The sequence below is a fragment of the Geosporobacter ferrireducens genome, assembly GCF_001750685.1.
Lineage (GTDB): Bacteria > Bacillota > Clostridia > Peptostreptococcales > Thermotaleaceae > Geosporobacter > Geosporobacter ferrireducens.
The window spans coordinates 898,939-918,253 of the sequence record NZ_CP017269.1 but is presented as its reverse complement, the minus strand read 5'-3'; the positions used below and the strand labels follow the sequence as shown (position 1 = coordinate 918,253).

Below are 19,315 nucleotides of genomic sequence, written 5' to 3'. Positions count from 1 at the left end.
TATTTTAATATTAAGGGTTGCAAATGTTTTAAATAATAATATAATGGTATATATCATATCAACTGATAATAAGGAGCTGACATCTGCTATGATCGTAGACGAGAAGGATCGCCTAAGACTTGGAAATAAGATTATAATGATAACAATCCTGCTCAACGTGCTGCTGACGATTATGAAAGTTGGGGCGGGATACCTTGGAAAAAGTACGGCCACTATAGCTGATGGTCTCCATTCGGCTTCAGATATCATTACCTCTGTTGGGGTTATCGTGGGAATGTTGCTGGCATCGAAGCCAAGAGATGAAAAACATCAATACGGTCACGAAAAAGCTGAGTCTATTGCTGGATTTCTTCTAGCCTTGGTGCTAACCTTTACAGGACTCAAAATTGGATATGAATCGTTAACGATTATGATTAGCGGTACCTTTGCAGTCCCTGAACTTTATACAGCTGCAATTGCTGCTGTATCGATTGCAATTAAAGAATACCAATTTCGCATTACATCCGCCGCTGCAAAGAAATTAAACAGTAATGCGATGATGGGAGATGCCTGGCATCATCGTTCCGATGCATTATCTTCTGTAGCTGCATTATTGGGGATATTAGGTGCTCGTATGGGATATGTGTTCTTAGATCCTTTGGCCGGCGCAATCGTTTCTCTCATCGTAGTAAAAATCGGAATACAGCTTTTACTAGCCGGAATTGATGAACTAATGGATGGAGCCTTAGATGAAGCGCAAATGAATACAGTGCATAGCAAACTTAAAGATATCGATGGTATTGGTTGTATTACGGAAATTCGGGGAAGGAAGCATGGCTCAAAAGCATATGTGGATGTGAAAATCTGTGTGGATCCCCATATTTCTGTCTATAAAGGACATAATATTGGAGAAGAGGTAGAAGCACTTATTAAAGAGAATATAGAAAATGTTAAAGATGTAATTGTTCATGTAGATCCTTGTACAAGGGAATTGGAAGTCATGTCACCTTGTAAAACCTGCAATAAATAGGTTGATTTTAAAGCAAATAATATATATAATTATTATTTGTATACGGAGACGATTGATTGAAATAGATGAATTACAGAGGAGGAAAAAACATGGGATTACATGCATTTTCCCGTACAGAGCTTGTTATTGGCACTGAAAATCTAGAAAAGCTAAAAAATACTAAAATAGCTGTATTTGGTATTGGCGGTGTTGGTACTTATGCCGTAGAGGGCTTGGCTAGATCCGGTGTGGGAAAGTTTGTATTGGTGGATGATGACGATATATGTTTAACCAATATTAATAGACAAATCCATGCGATGCGTAGTACCGTTGGAAAGTCTAAGGTGGAAATGATGAAAGCAAGAGTGCTGGACATCAATCCAAAGGCTGAGGTGGAAACCTATAAAATGTTGTATAATGCTGAAACTGCAGAACAGCTTTTATCAGCAGATTATGATTATGTGGTGGATGCAATCGATATGGTATCGGCAAAGCTGGATTTAGTAGAGCGCTGCAGCAAAATGAATCTCCCTATCATCAGCAGCATGGGAGCTGGAAATAAATTGGATCCAACGCGCTTTGAAGTAACAGATATTTTTAAAACGACAATCTGCCCATTGGCGAAGGTAATGCGTAAAGAGCTGCGAAAAAGAGGCGTTGAGAAGCTAAAGGTGGTTTATTCAAAGGAAGAGCCTATTGAACCCAAGGTAATTCCATCTGACTGCAAGACAGATTGTATCTGTCCCAATAAAGACAGAACCTGTACGGTTAGACATCAAATACCGGGCAGCGTAGCTTTTGTTCCTTCTGTAGCAGGTTTAATTATTGCTTCGGTGGTAATAAGAGATTTAACTGGTTTATAATTATGACGAAGTCCTTGGAAATCGAGGACTTTTTTCTTTTTTTTGCCGATGGTTGTGACGCAAAAATATACGAAAAGTTTCAGGTAATTTCAACCATTTCAGTAAAAAATATTGCTTTATGTAAACTATAAATGGTATAGTAAAAAACATAGGAATTAGGTACTAACAAATTATTTTTCGAATAGGGTGTATACATTGTGGTGGGGCCCCATCGGGAATAAGGAGGAAAGACTAATGAAAAAAGCTTTAAGTGTCTTGATGCTAGTGGTTGTATTTTTAGGGTTTGGATCAGGTGTAGTCGATGCAAAAAGCTATGTGTTTTCACAAAAAGTGTATAAGCTTGGTACACGTCACAATGATGTGAAGGTTATCCAAGAAGCGTTAAAAAAGGATGGCAGTTTTAAACAAGCCAATACGACTACATACTATGGTACCATTACGGAAAGCGCCGTAAAAAGCTTTCAGAAGAAAAATGGACTGAAGGCTGATGGTATTGTAGGAACTGCTACGATCAAGAAAATGACAGATCTTGGGTTGGTAAATGTAAATACCCCGCAAACAACCCCACAAACGACCAGCAGGGGGACAGTGCAAAGACAAAAGGCTGGTGAATACCTTGATTGGTGGACAGAAGTACAAGAGATCATTGCCCACGGAGATGTATTGTTGGTCGAGGATGTAGAAACTGGGAAAACCTTTAATGTGAAGGTTACTGCAGGAACAAACCACGCTGATGTAGAGACGGTAACAAAAGAGGATACAGCTACCTTGAGAAGTATTTGGGGAGGCTTTAGCTGGGATCGAAGAGCGGTACTGGTTCACAAAGGAAATCGTGTAATTGCTGCATCTATGAATGGAATGCCTCATGCTGGAGTGGAGAGTCTTCCTGGTGGTAATGTTGTTTCAAACAGAAGTGCAGGCTTTGGTCAGGGTATCAACTATGACTTCGTCAAAGGCAATAATATGGACGGACATATGTGTCTACACTTTAAAAATAGTTTAACCCATGGAAGTAATAAGCAAGATCCACAACATCAAGCAAACGTAAAAAAAGCAGCAGGATTATAATTTTGTAAAATTAAGGCCCTAACTTTTAGGGTCTTTTTTGATATAATAGGAAAGTTTTACTTTTCTATTATATCAAAAAAGGGGTTGTAGGGGATGAAATCCCCTGCCGTACTAAGGAGGGTGCTCAGACTGCGATAGCAGTCGTCGAAGGGAACCTAGGGTTCCCTAGCGAAAGCGTCGTAGACGCTCTTTTTATATGGATTTATGTTTCTAAAGATGAATGTACATAGTGAAGCACCTATGTGGCTTCCGAATAATCAAGCAGGCAGACACAAGGCCTGCCCCTATATAATCAGGCGTCTTAATGACAGATCTATAACTAAAGAACAATATCAAATTACTAGATCGGATACTGTTGTCGCTGTTGCTGTAAAAATGACAATAAATCTAAGAATTTGTAATGGAAATGTAATTGATTAAACAAACTTGGATGTGGTATAAATATAATAGATAAAATAAAATATATTTATTTATCAATTATATCGCTGTGATGAATAGGATGTAAAAATCACGTCAACAATACAGAAGTTATTATAGAAATCATAAGGAAGAGTAGGAGAATGATCTATGAACAAAGTCAAAACTTTAATTATCGGTTTTATGTTTTTTATTTTGATATCCAGCTTTACAATCGGAGTTGCAAATATCAGCAAAATTTTAACTTACTAAAATGATGGCCTGCAGGTCATCATTTTTTTTAGAAAAACCCTTAAAATCGGAAGAATATGTTTTTATTGGAAGGAGAATATAATACTAACAATGGATAGGAATGGAGGAATCCTTTTGAAAGAATTTAATGTGATTATAGATAATACGATAAAACTGGTAGGCAGTAATATGGTTGAAAGGATTATCACAGACACTGGATATTTTGATAGTGTAGAAGATATCAGCGGTCAGTTAAATGTTGAAAATACCATGGGATTTAATGTGTTTTCTATCGTACCTATGATCCATGAAGAAGGAGATATGAAAAACCAAGAAGATCATATAATTCCCGGTAACAACGAGGGAATGGAGGATCTGTTATATCGAAGTGTAGAAAACTATCTGGAGATTGCATTGGAAGAAATCTTAGAAGAATTAAAAGTGCAGCTTGCCGTTCAGAATGTTACCTCGAACTATAGTATTATTGATGTAGAAGATGGGGTAAATGCAATTCTCTATCTTTATTTTGGAGACTATTATTTACATTAGGAAGGGGTTGGCTTTGTTGGCAACGAGAGAATTAAAAAAAGGGATTTATTGGGTAGGTGCTGTAGATTGGGATATAAGAGAATTTCACGGGCCTTCCTACAGCACGCATCAAGGGACAAGCTACAATGCATATCTAATCGTAGATGAGAAAATTACATTGGTAGATATAGTAGATGTACACTTTGTTGATGTAATGATTGAGCATATCAAAGAAGTTATTGATCCGGAGAAAATCGATTATATCATTATTAATCATGTAGAACCGGACCATTCTGGCGGTTTTCCAAAGCTTATGGCCTTAGCACCTAATGCAAGAGTATTTTGTTCAAAAAATGGCAAGGATGCCATGGAACAGCATTATTTTGGGGACTATCAATATGAGATTGTAAAAACTGGTGATGTACTCTCTCTAGGGCAGCGAAGCATCCAGTTTATCGAAGCACCTATGCTACATTGGCCGGATAGTATGTTTTCTTACATAGAAGAAGAGGCACTGCTCATGCCTAATGATGCATTTGGGCAGCATTATGCATCTTCTATGCTCTTTGATGACGAAAATGACATGTGTACTGTAATGGAGGAAGCCAAAAAATATTATGCAAACATCCTTATGCCATTTAGTCCTTTAGTAGTGAAAAAGATTGAAGAAATCATAAAAATGAATTTTAAAATTGATATGATTGCTCCGAGCCATGGGATCGTGTGGAGAAGTCATCACGAAAAAATCATTGAGGCTTATATGAAATGGGGTAAAGGGGAAACCCATAGGAAGGCCATCGTTGTTTATGAGACCATGTGGAACAGTACGGAGAGAATGGCAAGAGCAATCATTGAGGGACTTGTCAGTGAGGGGGTGGATGCACGATTATATAGAGTATCTGTCTCTGATGTCAATGATATTATCAAGGAAGTATTAGATGCAAAGGCACTGCTTGTGGCATCTTCTACCATTAATAATACGATGATTGCAAATATGGCATATTTTCTTGAAGAATTAATGGGATTGAAACCCCGAAATAAAATTGGTGCTGCTTTTGGATCCTACGGATGGGGCAAGGGTGCCGTTGTAAATATTGAGAAGAAATTGAAAGAGGCGGGTATTCAGCTGGTAAAAGAGGGTTTGCAGATCAAATATGTTCCAACAGAAGAAGCTTTGAAAGCCTGTTATGAATTCGGAAAAGATATCGGAAGAATGATATAGTGAAGAAGGAGGGACTTGGAGAAAGTTTCCTCCTTCTTTTTTTACCAATTGCAGTAGACGGGAATAATTGATTTCTCTCCAACAGAAAATAAGAAAAGAGGAGGGAAATCCATGAAAAAAGCAACTAAAATCTTATGCTTTACATTGATGATAACTTTCTTAATCAGCATCCTATTTATGGACTCTATTTATGCGAGGACGATTTTTTGGGGTTCCAGGGGAAATGATGTACGAGAAGTACAGCAAAAACTGAAAAACTGGGGATATTTAGCAGGTGCAGCGGATGGTATCTATGGTGCGCAAACCTATCGTGCGATTATTGCTTTCCAGCGAAAACATGGTCTGAAAGCAGATGGAATCGTAGGTGCTCGGACAAGACGTGCTTTAGGGATTACTGCACCTGCTGCTGCAGCTGGAGGCGGAACTGCAAAGTTTAATGAGACCGTTCGGATTGCGCAGCAAAAGCTTAAGCAATGGAACTACTACAAAGGTGCTGTAGATGGACTGTATGGTCCTCAAACTGGGAAAGCCGTAAGGGATTTTCAAAGAAAGAATGGTTTAGCGGTAGACGGTGTGATCGGGCCACAGACTAGGAAGGCACTAGGAATGCCTACAGGAGCACAAACCGCCTATACCCCTACCAGTAGAGGAGTTACAAGAAATGACGATGTACGGTTAATGGCTATGGCAATTAATGGTGAAGCCCGCGGAGAACCCTACACCGGACAAGTGGCAGTAGGTGCAGTTATTTTAAACCGTGTGAGACATCCTTCCTTTCCAAATACCATTGCCGGGGTTATTTACGAGCCGCTGGCTTTTACTGCAGTGGCAGACAAACAGATATACTTAGCACCAAATGAGTCTGCGTTCCGCGCAGCAAGAGATGCATTAAACGGATGGGACCCCACGGGTGGCGCCATATACTACTGGAATCCTGCCACTGCTACCAGTAAGTGGATTTGGACCAGAGAGCCCAGTGTAAAAATTGGCAAGCACTGGTTTGCACATCGATAGGGGGTGGAGAAAATGAAAAATGGATTTATTATATTGTTGGCAGTAGCACTGGTTGGTGTGGGGATTTGGGGATATAATCAATATGAGCAAAATGAACAGCACATGACTTACTTAGAAAACCAATTTCATAGAATGTTTTATGATATGGTTGCAGATGTACAAAACATACAGGTTAACTTAGCCAAAACCATGGTTACAGGAACCCCAAAGCAAAATGTGCTGCTTTTTACAGAAACCATGAGACTTTCCTATGACGCACAGGAAAAATTGAGCCAATTGCCGATTGAACATGCCCATGTAAGTAAAACAAGAAAATTTTTAAGTCAGGTAGGAGATATGAGCTTAGCGCTGGCACGAAAAAATCTTGAGGGAAATCCGCTCAACACAGAAGAAATGAGTACGTTGCAAGAACTCCATAACTATGCAAACCTTCTTTCTCAGAGTCTTATTGAGCTGCAAGGAAATATTGCCAATGATGGCATAAGAATAGGAGAACTTCAGCGTAAGGCGACAGCAAAGCTGGATAAGGTCAATGAGAACATGATTACAACAAGATTTGTTGATATGGAAGAACGGATGAAGGAATATCCGGAGCTTATTTATGATGGCCCATTTTCAGAACATAAGTCAAGGCAAAAACCAAAGCTGGAAGGTCAAGAGATTAAGCCGGATGCGATAAAAAATATCGCTGAGAAATTTGCAGGGAATGGTGTTCAATATGAAGCAACGATTCTGGGAGATATGAACAACAGTACAATACCAGCTTATGTGATAGATTTACAGCCTACAAATGATCGTAATCAAAGCAATCTTTCCATGTCTATCAGTAAGGTAGGAGGAAAGGTCTTATGGATGCTGGATACACGAAACGTGGAGAAGGCAAGATTATCAGAAAAACAAGGAGTTGAGATTGCACAGCAGTTTCTGCAAAAAAGAGGATTCCCCAATATGATTCCAACCTATTCGATAAAAACAGATGGACAGATGGTAATTAACTTTGCATACCAACAGGAAGATATTGTCGTATATCCTGATTTGATAAAGGTTAAAGTCGGGTTAGACCGGGGTGATGTTATAGGCTATGAAGCAGAAGGCTTCTGGTTTAATCATCATGAAAGAACCTTTGAAACGCCTGGTGTCAGTCCTTCGGAAGCTAGAGAAAGGATTAGTGTTCAAGCAGAGGCTGAAGAACCAAGGCTTGTGATTGTTCCCACTGAGGGTGGCAGCGAAGTATTATGTTATGAATTCAAAGTAGACTATCTTGAGGATACATTCTTAATATATATCAATGCACAAACAGGAGAAGAACAAAAAATTTTACAAGTTATCATCAAAGATGAAGGTGTGTTGATGATGTAAGGAGAAGCTGATCAGTTGATCAGCTTTCTCTATGTTAAATAAAGCGTAAAGAAACCATATTTACATACCTATAGAGAATGGCGTATAATGAAATCCTGAAGAGAAAATGGGGGATTTTTATATGTTGGAAAACAAAAGAATGGGAAACATGTTGATAATTCTGATTTTTGGATTGATGTTACTTCAGGGATTTATGGACAATATGCGGGGAGTTCTAATACCATCCATTCGTGAATTTTTCCAGATTGATTATACCAGCTTGGCATGGATGATGTTAATAAGTACACTGGGGTATATTGGTGCAACCTTTAGTGGGGGACTTTTAATAGAGCATATCGGACAGCAAAAGGTGATTTTTATTGGCTTGACGGGACTGGCAGCAGGAGCTTTTGGAATTTCTTCTGCATGGAATTTTTTTGCACTCATCTTTTTTATGTTTATTCTAGGGTCTGGTATTGGATTTATCAATATAGGTGCCAGTACGATTACACCGATACTGTTTGTAAAAAATCAGGCGATCATGATGAACCTATTGCATTTCTTCTATGGTTTTGGTGCAACCCTTGGACCAAGATATGCGGGAATTTTATTGGCCTCAAACTATTTATGGAGAGATGTGTACCGGTATAGTATTCTGGTGATCGGTGTCTTGGGCGTCTATTTTCTGACCTGCAGTTTTCCTAAGGTGGAAAGAAGCGAAAAAAAGCAAAAAGTTGCTATTCAACAAATTGCATCAGATAAAAGGATTATTTTGTTCTCCATGTTGTTAGGATTTTATGTTGCCGGGGAAATTGGAATAGCCAATTGGTTTGTTAATTATTTACAGCAGGGAAGAGATATGACTCCCTTACAGAGTGCTTCCTATCTATCACTTTTTTTCATGATTTTTACCTTTGGTCGATTGGTTGGAGGATTTATTGCAGAAAAACTTGGTTATATGCGTAGTATCATTCTTTATGTGGCGATGGCGATCTTTTGCCTGGGAATTGGGATATTTGGCAGCAAGCCCTTTATCATCATGATTTCAGTGAGCGGTTTTTTCTTCTCAATTGTATATCCTACGGTGATGGCATTGCTGATTAAAACCTTTGATAGCGGGATTAATTCCATCCTGGGATTCGTAATGGCTTTTTCCAGTATGATTAATATGCTGGCAAACTGGATGGTAGGAAAAACAAATGACTTATTTGGAGTAGCTATCGGCTTCTATCTGGTACTTTTTTATATGAGCATTGTACTCCTCCTGCTCTTGCTATTAAGCAGAAATATAAAAAGCTTATCGGATAACAATAAAAATATGCTGTCAAATGATGAAACATTATAAAGAAGCAGAGCTATCTTAGCAGGATTTTGATGTATCTGTGGAGAAGTATTTTTGAAAATCTACTTCACCAGAGGAGGGGAGACTCCGTGCACGAAATATTAAAAAAGTATATGGATATAGCTCAAGCGATCAATCATTTTACAGAGGATGACTTGGCTGTGGGAGTATGTGATACAGAGAAAATACTAGCATATATTCCAGGAAATAACGTGGATATAAAACTAAAAGAAGGTGAACCTTTAAATACCAATTTAGTTTTGTATAAGGCAATTTACGAAAATAAAAAGGTATCCAGGGTGATCCCAAAGGAGTTGTTTGGCAGTCCATTGGCAGCTACTGCCTATCCGATCAAAGATGAAAATGGACGTACGATTGGCGCCATCGGTACAGTTAAAAATATTAGCAATAAGGAAGAAATGCTTGCGATGATGCAGATGTTATCGGAATCACTTGGTGAAATATCTCGCTCCCTTGGGCAGATTTCCGGCAGTGCAGGGGAAATCACATCTTCTGGAGAACTGGTGATAGATTCTGTAAATGACACCCTTATAAAGGCTAGAGAAACAGATCAGGTTCTTGGATTTGTGCAGCAGGTCGCAAAACAGACAAATTTATTGGGGTTAAATGCAGCGATTGAAGCAGCTAGAGCAGGTGAGGCCGGGAGAGGTTTTCAAGTGGTTGCGGAGGAAATCAGAAAGCTGGCGATTTCCAGTAATGAATCTGTAGAAAAAGTAGGAAAAGTAATAAAGGAGATTCAAGGCGGTGTTTCACAGGTACTCCAATTGGTTGAGAAAAATGGTGCATTAACTGAGGAACAGGCAGCAGGAACTCAGGAAATTGCTGCACAAATTCATGCACTGACAAGTCTTTCTGAGAAATTAAAGGAATTTGCTAATCGACTATAAGACCAGGTATCTGGTCTTTTTTGTTCGAGAAAACTGTAACAAAATATTTATAGGTGCATACTATGTTAGTGCAAAAGAATCACTGAAGACAGGGATTCTAATTTTGATGACAGCCTATAAAGAGGGGGATGAGAATGGCAAAGGACTTAAATAAAATCAATAAAAAGTTGGCAGAAGCTGCTGGAAGCATCAACCCGACAGATGATCAAATGGCACAATTCGCAAAAATGGTAGGTAAATATAAGAACAGGAGTATGGAAGAGATTGAGGCAGAAGTAAATCAAATGATGGGTACCTTTACCCGTGCACAGAAAGATGATTTTATCCGAAAATTGCAAATGCTTAAGCAAATGCAGGGATTATTAGACAAAAATCAAATGAAAAAAGTGGATATGTTCATACGGTTATTGTCTCAATAAGTTTTAAATAAAAGAAGTAGGCTAAAATGGTGCTTACTTCTTTTATTTCAGGTTTATTGATCTTTATGCAATATAGCTACTTCGCTTTTGAACAATTATTAGAATGAAAAAGGAATTTTAGTAAAAAAGAAGAATATCTGAATTATCAGTGGGTATAATGTAAAAGTAAAATTAGTAATAAATTAGTAATAAGGAGGTTTTTGCTATGCCTAGTTTTCCAAATCCATTTGCAGGCAACGTAGACAGAAAGATATCCAAGGAGGAGTTAGTACAGGCGATCCGGCTGGATATTGCCGGGGAATTAGAAGCAATCTATGTTTATGATGCCCACGTACAGGCAACCGATGATCCCATTGCAAAGAGAGTTCTTGCAGATATACGGGATGAAGAGAAAGCACACGTTGGGGAATTAATGGCCTTACTGCGAATACTTGACCCTAAAGAAGGGGATCTCTTTGAAGAGGGACAAGAAGAAGTAAGAGAGATGCTTGCAGAGCTTGGAATAGAGGAAAAGAAAATCGAGTATAAATCGAATGTAGTACATACTGTAGGCAGTTTATTAGAAGAATAGAGGAGGGAAAGCCTATGGATTATTTATTAAGAGATGATTCGCCTTTTAGCAGCGAGCTTTGGAACAGTGTAGACGAAATGGTAGTAAAGATAGCTAAAGAGCAGTTGATTGCTAGAAGATTTATTAATATTCTAGGGCCTTTAGGTGCCGGAATAGACAGCATGAATGTGGATGCCTTCGACGTAGATATGGAGAGTAAGGTAGATTTTAATGGCGAAGAGGAAGATACACCTATTAAGGTAAAAAACAGAAGATATGTTACGATTCCAATGATTTATAAGGACTTATCTTTAGCATGGAGAGACGTGGAAAAGAGCAGACAAATGGGCCTGCCTTTGGATTTGTCTCCAGTGGCTATAGCTGCTACAGCTATCTGTAATAAAGAAGATGATGTTGTCTTTAACGGCAATCCTGCGTATGGCTATGAAGGGCTAACAACTGTAACAGGCAGGCAGGTTGTTAAAATGGCAGATTGGGCTGAAGGAGAGAATCCCTTGAGCGATGTAGCTGCAGGTATGGAAGCCTTAGTAAGAAAAGGGTTCTATGGACCTTATGTATTGGTAGTAAGTCCAGACCTTTATCTAAAAATGCATCGGATTCAACCGGGAACCGGTGTCATGGAGATTACCAGGGTAAAAGAACTGGTAGGAGGAAAGATCTATCAAACTCCAGTACTGGGAAATAATAAAGCTGTATTGATCTCCAGAGGATCTCAAAATATGGATATTGTCATTGGACAGGATCTTGTAACTGCATATATAGGACCGGAGCAATTAAATCATAGCTTAAGAATACTTGAGACTTTACTGCTGAGAGTGAAAAGACCAGAGGCAATTGTTACATTTGAATGATAGAAGAGAGGGACTTCGAAGAAGTCCCTGAGGTTGTTGAAAAAGTCAACAATATCCAGACTGTTCAAAATTCCTTAGATTCGAGGCGCAAGAAAATCTAGCGACCGCAGCGTATACAGTAATACGTAAGGATGCTGGATTTTTGCAGCAACGAAGAAGATAAGGGATTTTCAACAGTTTGAGGGACTTCGAAGAAGTCCCTCTCTTATTTTATCGAACTCTTTCTCTTTCTCTGAATAAGAAGCTGATGGCATATACACCAGCAAGACCGACCAGAGAATAGATTATCCTACTTACAAGTGCTCCCTGCCCACCGAACAGAGCTGCAACTAGATCAAATCGGAACAATCCAATTAATCCCCAGTTCAGTGCTCCGATGATAACTAACAAAAGAGCTAATCGATCCATTCTGTCAACTCCTTTTTACTGTTAATGATGTTTCCTTATTATTATTCCAAGGTTTATAAGAAACATACGAATGTATAAGAAATATCCTCATGAATCATACCCTGTACAACATTAAAATGAGCATGTATGGGAAATATATTCATTGGAAAGGAATATAGAAAAAATAAAAATTACCATCGTTGACAGATCAAGGAAATGGATTTATAATAAAATCAAAGTAATCCTTGCGGGCATAGCTTAATGGCAGAGTCCCGGCTTCCCAAGCCGGTTGTGCGGGTTCGATTCCCGTTGCCCGCTCCAATAGTTGAAGTAAATGGTTAACAGTTTAAAAAAGAAGCATCAGTTTGCTAATTCAGCAAACTGATGCTTTATTTTTTTTATTGCTGCTTTTATAGCTACTGCAAAAGTTATGTTTAATAAATACGGTGATTATAATGACCAAACCTCTGGGTTTGTAGATGAAATTGCATTGGCACCGGCTTTTAGAGCGGCAACAACATCTTCTTTTTCACAAACTAGTCCACCAGCAATCAATGGCAAATTAACCTTTTGCATGACCCAGCCAATGACTTTTGGCATACATCCTGGCAAAATTTCAATGCAATCAGGATTTGAAACAGCAATCTGCTTATCGATATTATGAAAGGTCATAGAATCTATTAAAAAAAATCTATGTATTGTATAAAAACCGTGTGATTTTGCTGCTTTAATCATCGGGGCTTTTGTGCTTATAATTCCATCGGCGGTGGTGTGTTTTTTCAGAAAGCTGATAACGACCTCACTGTGTGAAGAGCCATCTAACAAATCAACATGAATAAATGCCAGTTTGCCATGATTTTTGATCCTTTGTACGATCTCACCAATATTCAAAATATTCCCATAGAGTACAAAAACAATATTGCACTCTGATTGGATGACTTGCTCTAAACCTTTATGATCCTTAATTCCGGCAATAATCGGATATTCCTCGATCGCATTCAAAAAACTACTATTTAGCATAGAAATCACCCTCGTTTGTTTGAAATATTTTCAATATTCTAAATAATTACCAATGTATTTAATTATACAATAGAATATTAAACAATAAAAGATATTTATATCGTGAGAAGTTTAACATACCTGGTATAAATAATTAGGACTTTGTTTACAACCAATAAAATTAGTCGAAATATTTTAACTATATAGAACAGTCAAAAACTATTGACAATTATTTTGGAATTTTGTATATTATATTTAGATTAGTTACTAGAGTTGAGAGAAAAGTAACTTCCGGATGGAAGTCTGCTTTTCTCTCTTTTTTGTGGAGATTTTATATAAATAAATCCTTTAAAATCATAGTTTGAAGGATCATTAAAAAGGGGGCGTAAAAATGAACATGTCAGATTTTTCAATGGAATTTTTTTCACTGAAAGGAAAAAATGCAATTGTGACCGGTGGAAATACGGGACTTGGGAAAGCCTTTTCCTTAGCTCTGGCAAAGGGAGGTGCCAATTTGTTTATACCAAGTATTATGGAGGATGATGGAAGTACAAAGGAATTAATAGAAAATGAAGGTATAAAAATGGAATCCATGAAAATTGATATTACAGAGACAGGTGCACCGAAGAAAATAATTGATGCATGTGTAAAAGCCTTTGGTTCTGTAGATATTTTAGTAAATAGTGCGGGTATATGCAATATAGCAGAAGTACTTGATTTTGGAAGAAAAGAATGGGACCCAATGATCAGCATCAATTTAACAGCAGCTTTTGAATTAAGCTATGAAGCAGCTAAGCAGATGATTCCACAAAGAAGTGGTAAAATCATTAATATTTGTTCCATGTTTTCATTTTTGGGAGGTCAGTGGTCTCCGGCATATGCTGCTGCAAAACATGGATTAGCAGGATTTACGAAGGCCTATTGCGATGAACTAGCACAATATAATATTCAAGTAAATGGAATTGCTCCAGGATATTATGCAACAGAGATTACTAAAAAAACAAGGAGTAATCCTGATACGAATAAAAAGGTACTTGATCATATTCCCGCAAACCGTTGGGGTGAACCTATGGATTTGATGGGTACAGTTGTTTTCCTGGCAAGCAGAGCTTCTGACTATGTAAATGGACATATCTTAGCTGTAGACGGCGGATATTTAGTGCGCTAAGAGGGTTGCTAAGATTACTGAAGTACTATTTAAAATATAAAGGTGAAGTGATTGGGATGAAAAGAAAATATATTATTGGTATTGATGGGGGTTCACAGAGTTCAAAGGTAGTGATATATGATCTAGAAGGAAATGTTGTTTGTGAAGGAAAGCAGGATTTAAGACCGATGCATTTACCAAAGCCTGGGATTGTAGAACATCCTGGCGATGATCTGTGGGATTCTATTGTAATAGCATGTAAAAGAGCCATGACGTGTTTTCAGGGAGAACCTAAGGATATTATTGGGATAGGCTTATGCACCATTCGTTTTTGTAGAGCTTTGTTAAAAGCAGATGGTACATTAGCATCTCCTGTAATGAGTTGGATGGATACAAGAGTATCTAAGCCCTATGAAGATAATAATCCTGCAGTAAAATATGTCACCACCAGTTCAGGATATATTACCCATAGATTTACCGGAGAATTTAAAGATACGGCTGCAAACTATCAAGGAGTATGGCCGATGGATACAGATACATGGCAATGGACTAAGGATGAAACAGTAGTTAAGCAGGTGGGCATGCCAAGGGAAATGTTATTTGAATTGCAAATGCCTGGAACCATATTAGGGCATATAACAGAGAGCGCAGCGAAAGAAACGGGTATTCCTAAGGGAATCCCGGTAGTAGCAACTGCTAATGACAAAGCAGTTGAAGCACTAGGCGCCGGATCATTATCTGAAAAAACTGCACTGATTTCACTAGGAACCTACATAGCATCTATGGTACATGGCTATGAAAATCTGAAAGATTCTAACCATTTTTGGACGAACTTTGCTTCAATCCCGAATCAATACCTATATGAGAGTTATGGCATCCGCAGAGGAATGTGGACAGTAAGCTGGTTTAAGGATCTTTTAGGAGATGAGATAGCTTTAAAAGCCAAGGTTTTAGGTATTCAGCCAGAGGAACTTTTGAATAGGGAAGCTCAGCTAATACCTGCTGGAAGTGATGGTTTAATGACAGTTTTAGATTGGCTGGCACCTACGGATGCTCCTTTTAAAAAAGGAATCATGATTGGTTTTGATGGTCGCCATACAAGAGCCCATATATATCGATCCATCTTAGAAGCGATTGCACTGACCATGAAAAATCGTGCAGATGCTATGTGTAATGAACTGAAAATTGAACTGGATCGTATTATTATTTCCGGTGGGGGAGCTAACAGTGAATTGTTTATGCAAATATTTGCTGATGTATTTGGTTTATCTGCATCCAGAAATGTAATTAGTGGTTCTGCAAGCTTAGGTTCGGCTATTTGTGTAGCTGTAGCCATGGGTGTGTATGATAGTTATGCTAACGCAATAGATAAGATGGTGAAAGTCCGGGATACATTTGATCCAAACCCAGAAAATACTGTGCTATATAAGAGACTTAACGATGCAGCATATAAAAAGATTACAGAATATACGGATGAGATATTAAAAAAGTCCTATCCAATTTTTCTCTAATCTTAGATAAGGTAAGTCCTGTTACTCCTTGTGGAAATAGATCCAGCATAAAATGAAAGAGAGAATTACTTTAAGAAGAATGCGTAAAAATTATTGATTTTTATCAAAATATTCTGTATAATAAGTTTAGTTACTAGAGTGAAGAGAAAAGTAACTTCCTTGTGGGAGTCTGCTTTTCTCTTTTTTTTGTACAAATTATTATATGCAGAAAGTTTCTTCAAGGATAATAATTTAATTGTTAACAAATAAACGATAATGAAAGAGAGGCGCTTATATGATTTCATCAGACAGAGAAGAAATTGTACAGAATTTAAAAAATATCATACCAGGAGAACAGGTAATCACAGATGGGGAAGTGTTAAAGAAAAGCAGCATAGATCGATTTAGAAAGTATGAGGATATTTGTGGTGTGTATACGCAACCCATCCCTGCTGCTGTAGTTAAGGTTAGAAGCACCGAAGAAGTTTCGGAAGTATTAAAATATCTCAATAAAAACAAGCTGAATGCAGTACCTAGAACGGGGTGGTCCGCTACGGAGGGAGGACTGGAAACTGTTATTGAGAATTCTGTAGTTATAGACGGGTCAGAGATGAATGCCATTATTCATATTGATACATATAATATGCTGGCAACTGCTCAATGTGGAGTATGTCTTGAAGATCTTGAAAACTTACTGCGGGAGCAAGGGTATACTACGGGTCATTCACCCCAATCAAAACCACTGGCTCAGATGGGTGGATTGGTTGCAACTAGAAGTATAGGCCAGTTTTCAACATTATATGGCGGCATTGAAGATATGGTAGTAGGCCTAGAGGCTGTATTTCCCAATGGAGAAATCACAAGGATCAAGAGTGTTCCTCGACGCGCTGCTGGTCCGGATATCCGGCATGTCATTATTGGCAACGAGGGTGCACTTTGTTTCATTACAGAAGTTACAGTGAAGATTTTTAAATATCTGCCTGAAAATAATTTATTCTACGGATATACGCTGGACAATATGAAAACTGGATTTGAAATTCTACGAGAGGTTATGGTAGCCGGATATAAGCCTTCTGTAGCTCGTTTATATAATCCAGAGGATGGTGCATATCATTTTTCTCATTTTGCAGATGGCAAATGTGTTCTAATATTTATGACGGAAGGACCAAAAGCCATATCGGAAGCCACTGGAAAAGCAATTGAGGAAATTGTAAGAAAATATAAAGAATGTGAACTGGTAGATACCAGGTTAATAAAAAATTGGTTTGAGCACTTAAATTGGGATGCAAAGAAAGTAGCAGAAGAAAGAATTGAAATAGCAGAAACACAAAATATTGGATTTACTACAGAAGTTTCTGGCAACTGGGACATTATTCATGAAATATATGAAGTGTGTTGTAACAGAGTTAAAAATGAAATTCCTGACATTACTTTAATGGGTGGTCATTCATCCCATAGTTATTTAAACGGAACCAATATGTATTTTGTATATTACTATAACCTGGTGGATATTCAGCCAGAGGAAGAAATATCAAAATATCATTATCCAATCAATAAAATTATAGTAGAAGAGACACTAAGATTAGGGGGATCTATGGTTCATCATCATGGGGTAGGTAAGCACAGGACACTTTGGATAAAGGGGGAATATGAAAGCTCCTATTATATTCTTGAAACTTTGAAAAAAGCCTTTGATCCAAATGGAATAATGAATGCAGGTACAATTATTCCATTGGAATAATGATGGGATATCATGATGAATATTATTGTATGTTTTAAGGTTGTACCTGATCTGGATATGCTATCTTATAGTGATTGGGTTGTTGACAATCACTATAAGATAGATACGAGTTTTGTAAAAAATATGATAAACCCCTATGATGAAAGTGCTCTTGAACTGATATTAAAATTTAAAGATTTAGTCCAGAACGAGAAAATAGCTTTGGCGCTTACAGCATTAACAATCGGAGATAGCCGTTCGAACCGGGTTTTAAAAAATCTATTTGCACTAAAGTATGACAAGGCTGTAAGAGTAGATTGCGAGGCGGATATCCGCTTCAATGTACCCTTTATCACAGAAATTATAGCCAGATATCTTGAAAACAATGAGAAACAGCAAATCATTGTATTAGGCAGTCAAAGTGGAGAAGGAGATAATGGAAGAACGCCGTTTTTGCTTGCGGAAAGATTAGGTATCCCCTGTGTTTCAGGTGTAGTTAATATTGAGCCAACAGGCGAGGAGGATTATTTAAAAATAACTTCTGATACAGAGGACGTTATTATGGAACAAGTTCTAAGAACGCCGCTGATTCTAGCAGTAGGGAATGTTCAGAATTCATATATGCGTGTACCAACCTTAAAAGAAAAAATGGCATCTAAAGATAAAGAAGTAGAAACGATTTATTTAGAGGATTTAGGCATAGAAAAAGCGTCTATAGAAGCAGAAAATGATCTTGAGCTTGTAGATCTATATTATGAGAAGGAAGAGCGTGTATGTCACTTTATTACTGGACATAGCGCGGCAGATAAAGCACAGGTTCTATTTAAGAAATATTTGAAGGAGAAGTTGAACCTATGAAAACAGCGGTCGTATTAAATGGATGCTCACCCTCTCTAGATCAACAAATAGAGGAAATCAATGGATTTTTAAGCTCTTATTTGAGCAGTGATTTTGAAATTGAAGTATGGATTTTAACACATCAAAAAATCAATAAGGCAGAGCTTAAAGGCATAATACAAACTGATTATATTGGATTGGTTCAGACAAATACCGGCTACTTGCCCGAAGATTTTTTAGATGCCCTCCAGCGGATGTTTTCAATCCGCAAGCCAGAATTAATCGTTTTTGGAAGCAGTTCTTATGCTAAAGAATTGTCTGCTCGATTGGCGTATAGATTAAAAGGCTCTTCTTGTATCGGGGTTAATAGCTGTCGAATAAAAGATGGGAAGTTTCTTGTAGAGAAAGAAGTTTATTCTAATCATTTAACTGCTAGGTTTATATTGAAAAAAGTACCCTGTTGTATATCGATTACTAAAGGATTTAGAACTGAGAGAGACATATTAGAGTGCCTGCCGGAATTTGAAGTCATTAGCAGTGATGCTGAAAAAGTGTATTCATGGATCAAATCATATCACAGCTGTCAAAAGGAAAATGCAGCAGGCTTGGAAACTGCCAGCGTTGTGGTTGCTGTAGGAAGAGGGATAGGGTGCAAAGAAAATATAGGGAGCATAGCAGCCTTCGCAGAGAGTATGAATGCAAAGTTAGGTGCCAGCCGACCTGTTGTGATGAGTGCATGGACAGAAATGGATAAATTAATCGGAGCTTCTGGTACTATTACAGCACCGAGCGTATGCATTGCTCTTGGAATTTCTGGTGCGGCGGCTTTTGCTGTGGGTATCGAAAAAAGCACATGGATTGTGGCTGTTAATAAAGACGAAAAGGCTCCTATTTTTAAGATGGCTGATATAGGTATTATAGATGACTATAATGAGGTTGTACAGGAATTAACCAAATTATTAAGCAAAAAGTAGG

General features: G+C 37.9%; 19 protein-coding genes and 1 tRNA gene. 18 read left to right on the top strand and 2 right to left on the bottom strand.

The features are described from left to right. Nucleotides 1-88: 88 nt before the first annotated feature. The 12 genes from Gferi_RS04690 (at nucleotide 89) to Gferi_RS04635 (ending at nucleotide 11,760) form a co-directional block, all read left to right on the top strand. The gene (locus tag Gferi_RS04690) at nucleotides 89-1,009 is read left to right on the top strand and encodes a cation diffusion facilitator family transporter (RefSeq protein WP_069981304.1); all 921 of its coding nucleotides are present in this window, start codon (nucleotides 89-91) and stop codon (nucleotides 1,007-1,009) included. Between the two features lie 89 nt (nucleotides 1,010-1,098). Beyond that, nucleotides 1,099-1,851: a tRNA threonylcarbamoyladenosine dehydratase gene (locus tag Gferi_RS04685; protein WP_069974478.1), complete on the top strand. Its 753-nt coding sequence runs from the start codon at nucleotides 1,099-1,101 to the stop codon at nucleotides 1,849-1,851. A 234-nt stretch (nucleotides 1,852-2,085) separates the two neighbouring features. Beyond that, a complete protein-coding gene (locus Gferi_RS04680) occupies nucleotides 2,086-2,919 on the top strand; it encodes a peptidoglycan-binding domain-containing protein (protein WP_069974477.1) in 834 nt (277 codons plus the stop codon). 783 nt (nucleotides 2,920-3,702) lie between these two features. Beyond that, the gene (locus Gferi_RS04675) at nucleotides 3,703-4,116 is read left to right on the top strand and encodes a hypothetical protein (protein WP_156782322.1); all 414 of its coding nucleotides are present in this window, start codon (nucleotides 3,703-3,705) and stop codon (nucleotides 4,114-4,116) included. 16 nt (nucleotides 4,117-4,132) lie between these two features. Further along, nucleotides 4,133-5,317 (top strand): FprA family A-type flavoprotein, encoded by a 1,185-nt coding sequence (locus Gferi_RS04670; protein WP_069974475.1) that lies wholly within the window; start codon nucleotides 4,133-4,135, stop codon nucleotides 5,315-5,317. A gap of 111 nt (nucleotides 5,318-5,428) precedes the next feature. Next, the gene (sleB, locus tag Gferi_RS04665; RefSeq protein ID WP_069974474.1) at nucleotides 5,429-6,331 is read left to right on the top strand and encodes a spore cortex-lytic enzyme; all 903 of its coding nucleotides are present in this window, start codon (nucleotides 5,429-5,431) and stop codon (nucleotides 6,329-6,331) included. Nucleotides 6,332-6,343: 12 nt separating this feature from the next. Continuing rightward, nucleotides 6,344-7,690, top strand: a complete 1,347-nt coding sequence (gene ypeB, locus Gferi_RS04660; RefSeq protein WP_069974473.1) for a germination protein YpeB — start codon at nucleotides 6,344-6,346, stop codon at nucleotides 7,688-7,690. A 121-nt stretch (nucleotides 7,691-7,811) separates the two neighbouring features. Continuing rightward, nucleotides 7,812-9,014 (top strand): MFS transporter, encoded by a 1,203-nt coding sequence (locus Gferi_RS04655; protein ID WP_169832967.1) that lies wholly within the window; start codon nucleotides 7,812-7,814, stop codon nucleotides 9,012-9,014. A gap of 86 nt (nucleotides 9,015-9,100) precedes the next feature. After that, complete coding sequence (locus Gferi_RS04650) at nucleotides 9,101-9,919, top strand: methyl-accepting chemotaxis protein (RefSeq protein WP_069974472.1); 819 nt, start codon at nucleotides 9,101-9,103, stop codon at nucleotides 9,917-9,919. Nucleotides 9,920-10,053: 134 nt separating this feature from the next. Further along, the gene (locus Gferi_RS04645) at nucleotides 10,054-10,338 is read left to right on the top strand and encodes a hypothetical protein (RefSeq protein WP_069974471.1); all 285 of its coding nucleotides are present in this window, start codon (nucleotides 10,054-10,056) and stop codon (nucleotides 10,336-10,338) included. A gap of 205 nt (nucleotides 10,339-10,543) precedes the next feature. Further along, on the top strand, nucleotides 10,544-10,909 hold the full coding sequence (locus Gferi_RS04640; RefSeq protein WP_069974470.1) for a demethoxyubiquinone hydroxylase family protein: 366 nt from the start codon (nucleotides 10,544-10,546) through the stop codon (nucleotides 10,907-10,909). 14 nt (nucleotides 10,910-10,923) lie between these two features. Beyond that, nucleotides 10,924-11,760 (top strand): family 1 encapsulin nanocompartment shell protein, encoded by an 837-nt coding sequence (locus Gferi_RS04635; protein ID WP_069974469.1) that lies wholly within the window; start codon nucleotides 10,924-10,926, stop codon nucleotides 11,758-11,760. 210 nt (nucleotides 11,761-11,970) lie between these two features. Here the strand turns inward: Gferi_RS04635 and Gferi_RS04630 are convergent, their stop codons facing one another. Next, complete coding sequence (locus Gferi_RS04630) at nucleotides 11,971-12,168, bottom strand: DUF378 domain-containing protein (RefSeq protein ID WP_069974468.1); 198 nt, start codon at nucleotides 12,166-12,168, stop codon at nucleotides 11,971-11,973. A 226-nt stretch (nucleotides 12,169-12,394) separates the two neighbouring features. Here Gferi_RS04630 and Gferi_RS04625 point away from each other — a divergent pair. Continuing rightward, a tRNA-Gly gene (locus Gferi_RS04625) sits at nucleotides 12,395-12,468 on the top strand. Nucleotides 12,469-12,597: 129 nt separating this feature from the next. On the opposite strand, the gene Gferi_RS04620 is transcribed toward Gferi_RS04625, so the two are convergent. After that, nucleotides 12,598-13,167 (bottom strand): glycerol-3-phosphate responsive antiterminator, encoded by a 570-nt coding sequence (locus Gferi_RS04620; protein WP_069974467.1) that lies wholly within the window; start codon nucleotides 13,165-13,167, stop codon nucleotides 12,598-12,600. 370 nt (nucleotides 13,168-13,537) lie between these two features. Between Gferi_RS04620 and Gferi_RS04615 the strand changes: the two genes are divergently transcribed. The 5 genes from Gferi_RS04615 to Gferi_RS04595 all read left to right on the top strand — a co-directional run bounded on the left by Gferi_RS04615 (nucleotide 13,538) and on the right by Gferi_RS04595 (nucleotide 19,314). Continuing rightward, nucleotides 13,538-14,314, top strand: a complete 777-nt coding sequence (locus tag Gferi_RS04615) for an SDR family NAD(P)-dependent oxidoreductase (protein WP_156782321.1) — start codon at nucleotides 13,538-13,540, stop codon at nucleotides 14,312-14,314. A 56-nt stretch (nucleotides 14,315-14,370) separates the two neighbouring features. Then, nucleotides 14,371-15,804: an FGGY-family carbohydrate kinase gene (locus Gferi_RS04610; RefSeq protein WP_069974466.1), complete on the top strand. Its 1,434-nt coding sequence runs from the start codon at nucleotides 14,371-14,373 to the stop codon at nucleotides 15,802-15,804. A 274-nt stretch (nucleotides 15,805-16,078) separates the two neighbouring features. Beyond that, nucleotides 16,079-17,524: an FAD-binding oxidoreductase gene (locus Gferi_RS04605; RefSeq protein ID WP_156782320.1), complete on the top strand. Its 1,446-nt coding sequence runs from the start codon at nucleotides 16,079-16,081 to the stop codon at nucleotides 17,522-17,524. 12 nt (nucleotides 17,525-17,536) lie between these two features. Continuing rightward, nucleotides 17,537-18,361, top strand: coding sequence for an electron transfer flavoprotein subunit beta/FixA family protein (locus Gferi_RS04600; protein ID WP_083273369.1), 825 nt, complete (start codon nucleotides 17,537-17,539; stop codon nucleotides 18,359-18,361). Next, nucleotides 18,358-19,314, top strand: a complete 957-nt coding sequence (locus Gferi_RS04595; RefSeq protein WP_069974464.1) for an electron transfer flavoprotein subunit alpha/FixB family protein — start codon at nucleotides 18,358-18,360, stop codon at nucleotides 19,312-19,314. The genes Gferi_RS04600 and Gferi_RS04595 overlap by 4 nt, the downstream gene beginning before the upstream one ends. The last annotated feature ends 1 nt before the right edge of the window (nucleotide 19,315 follow it).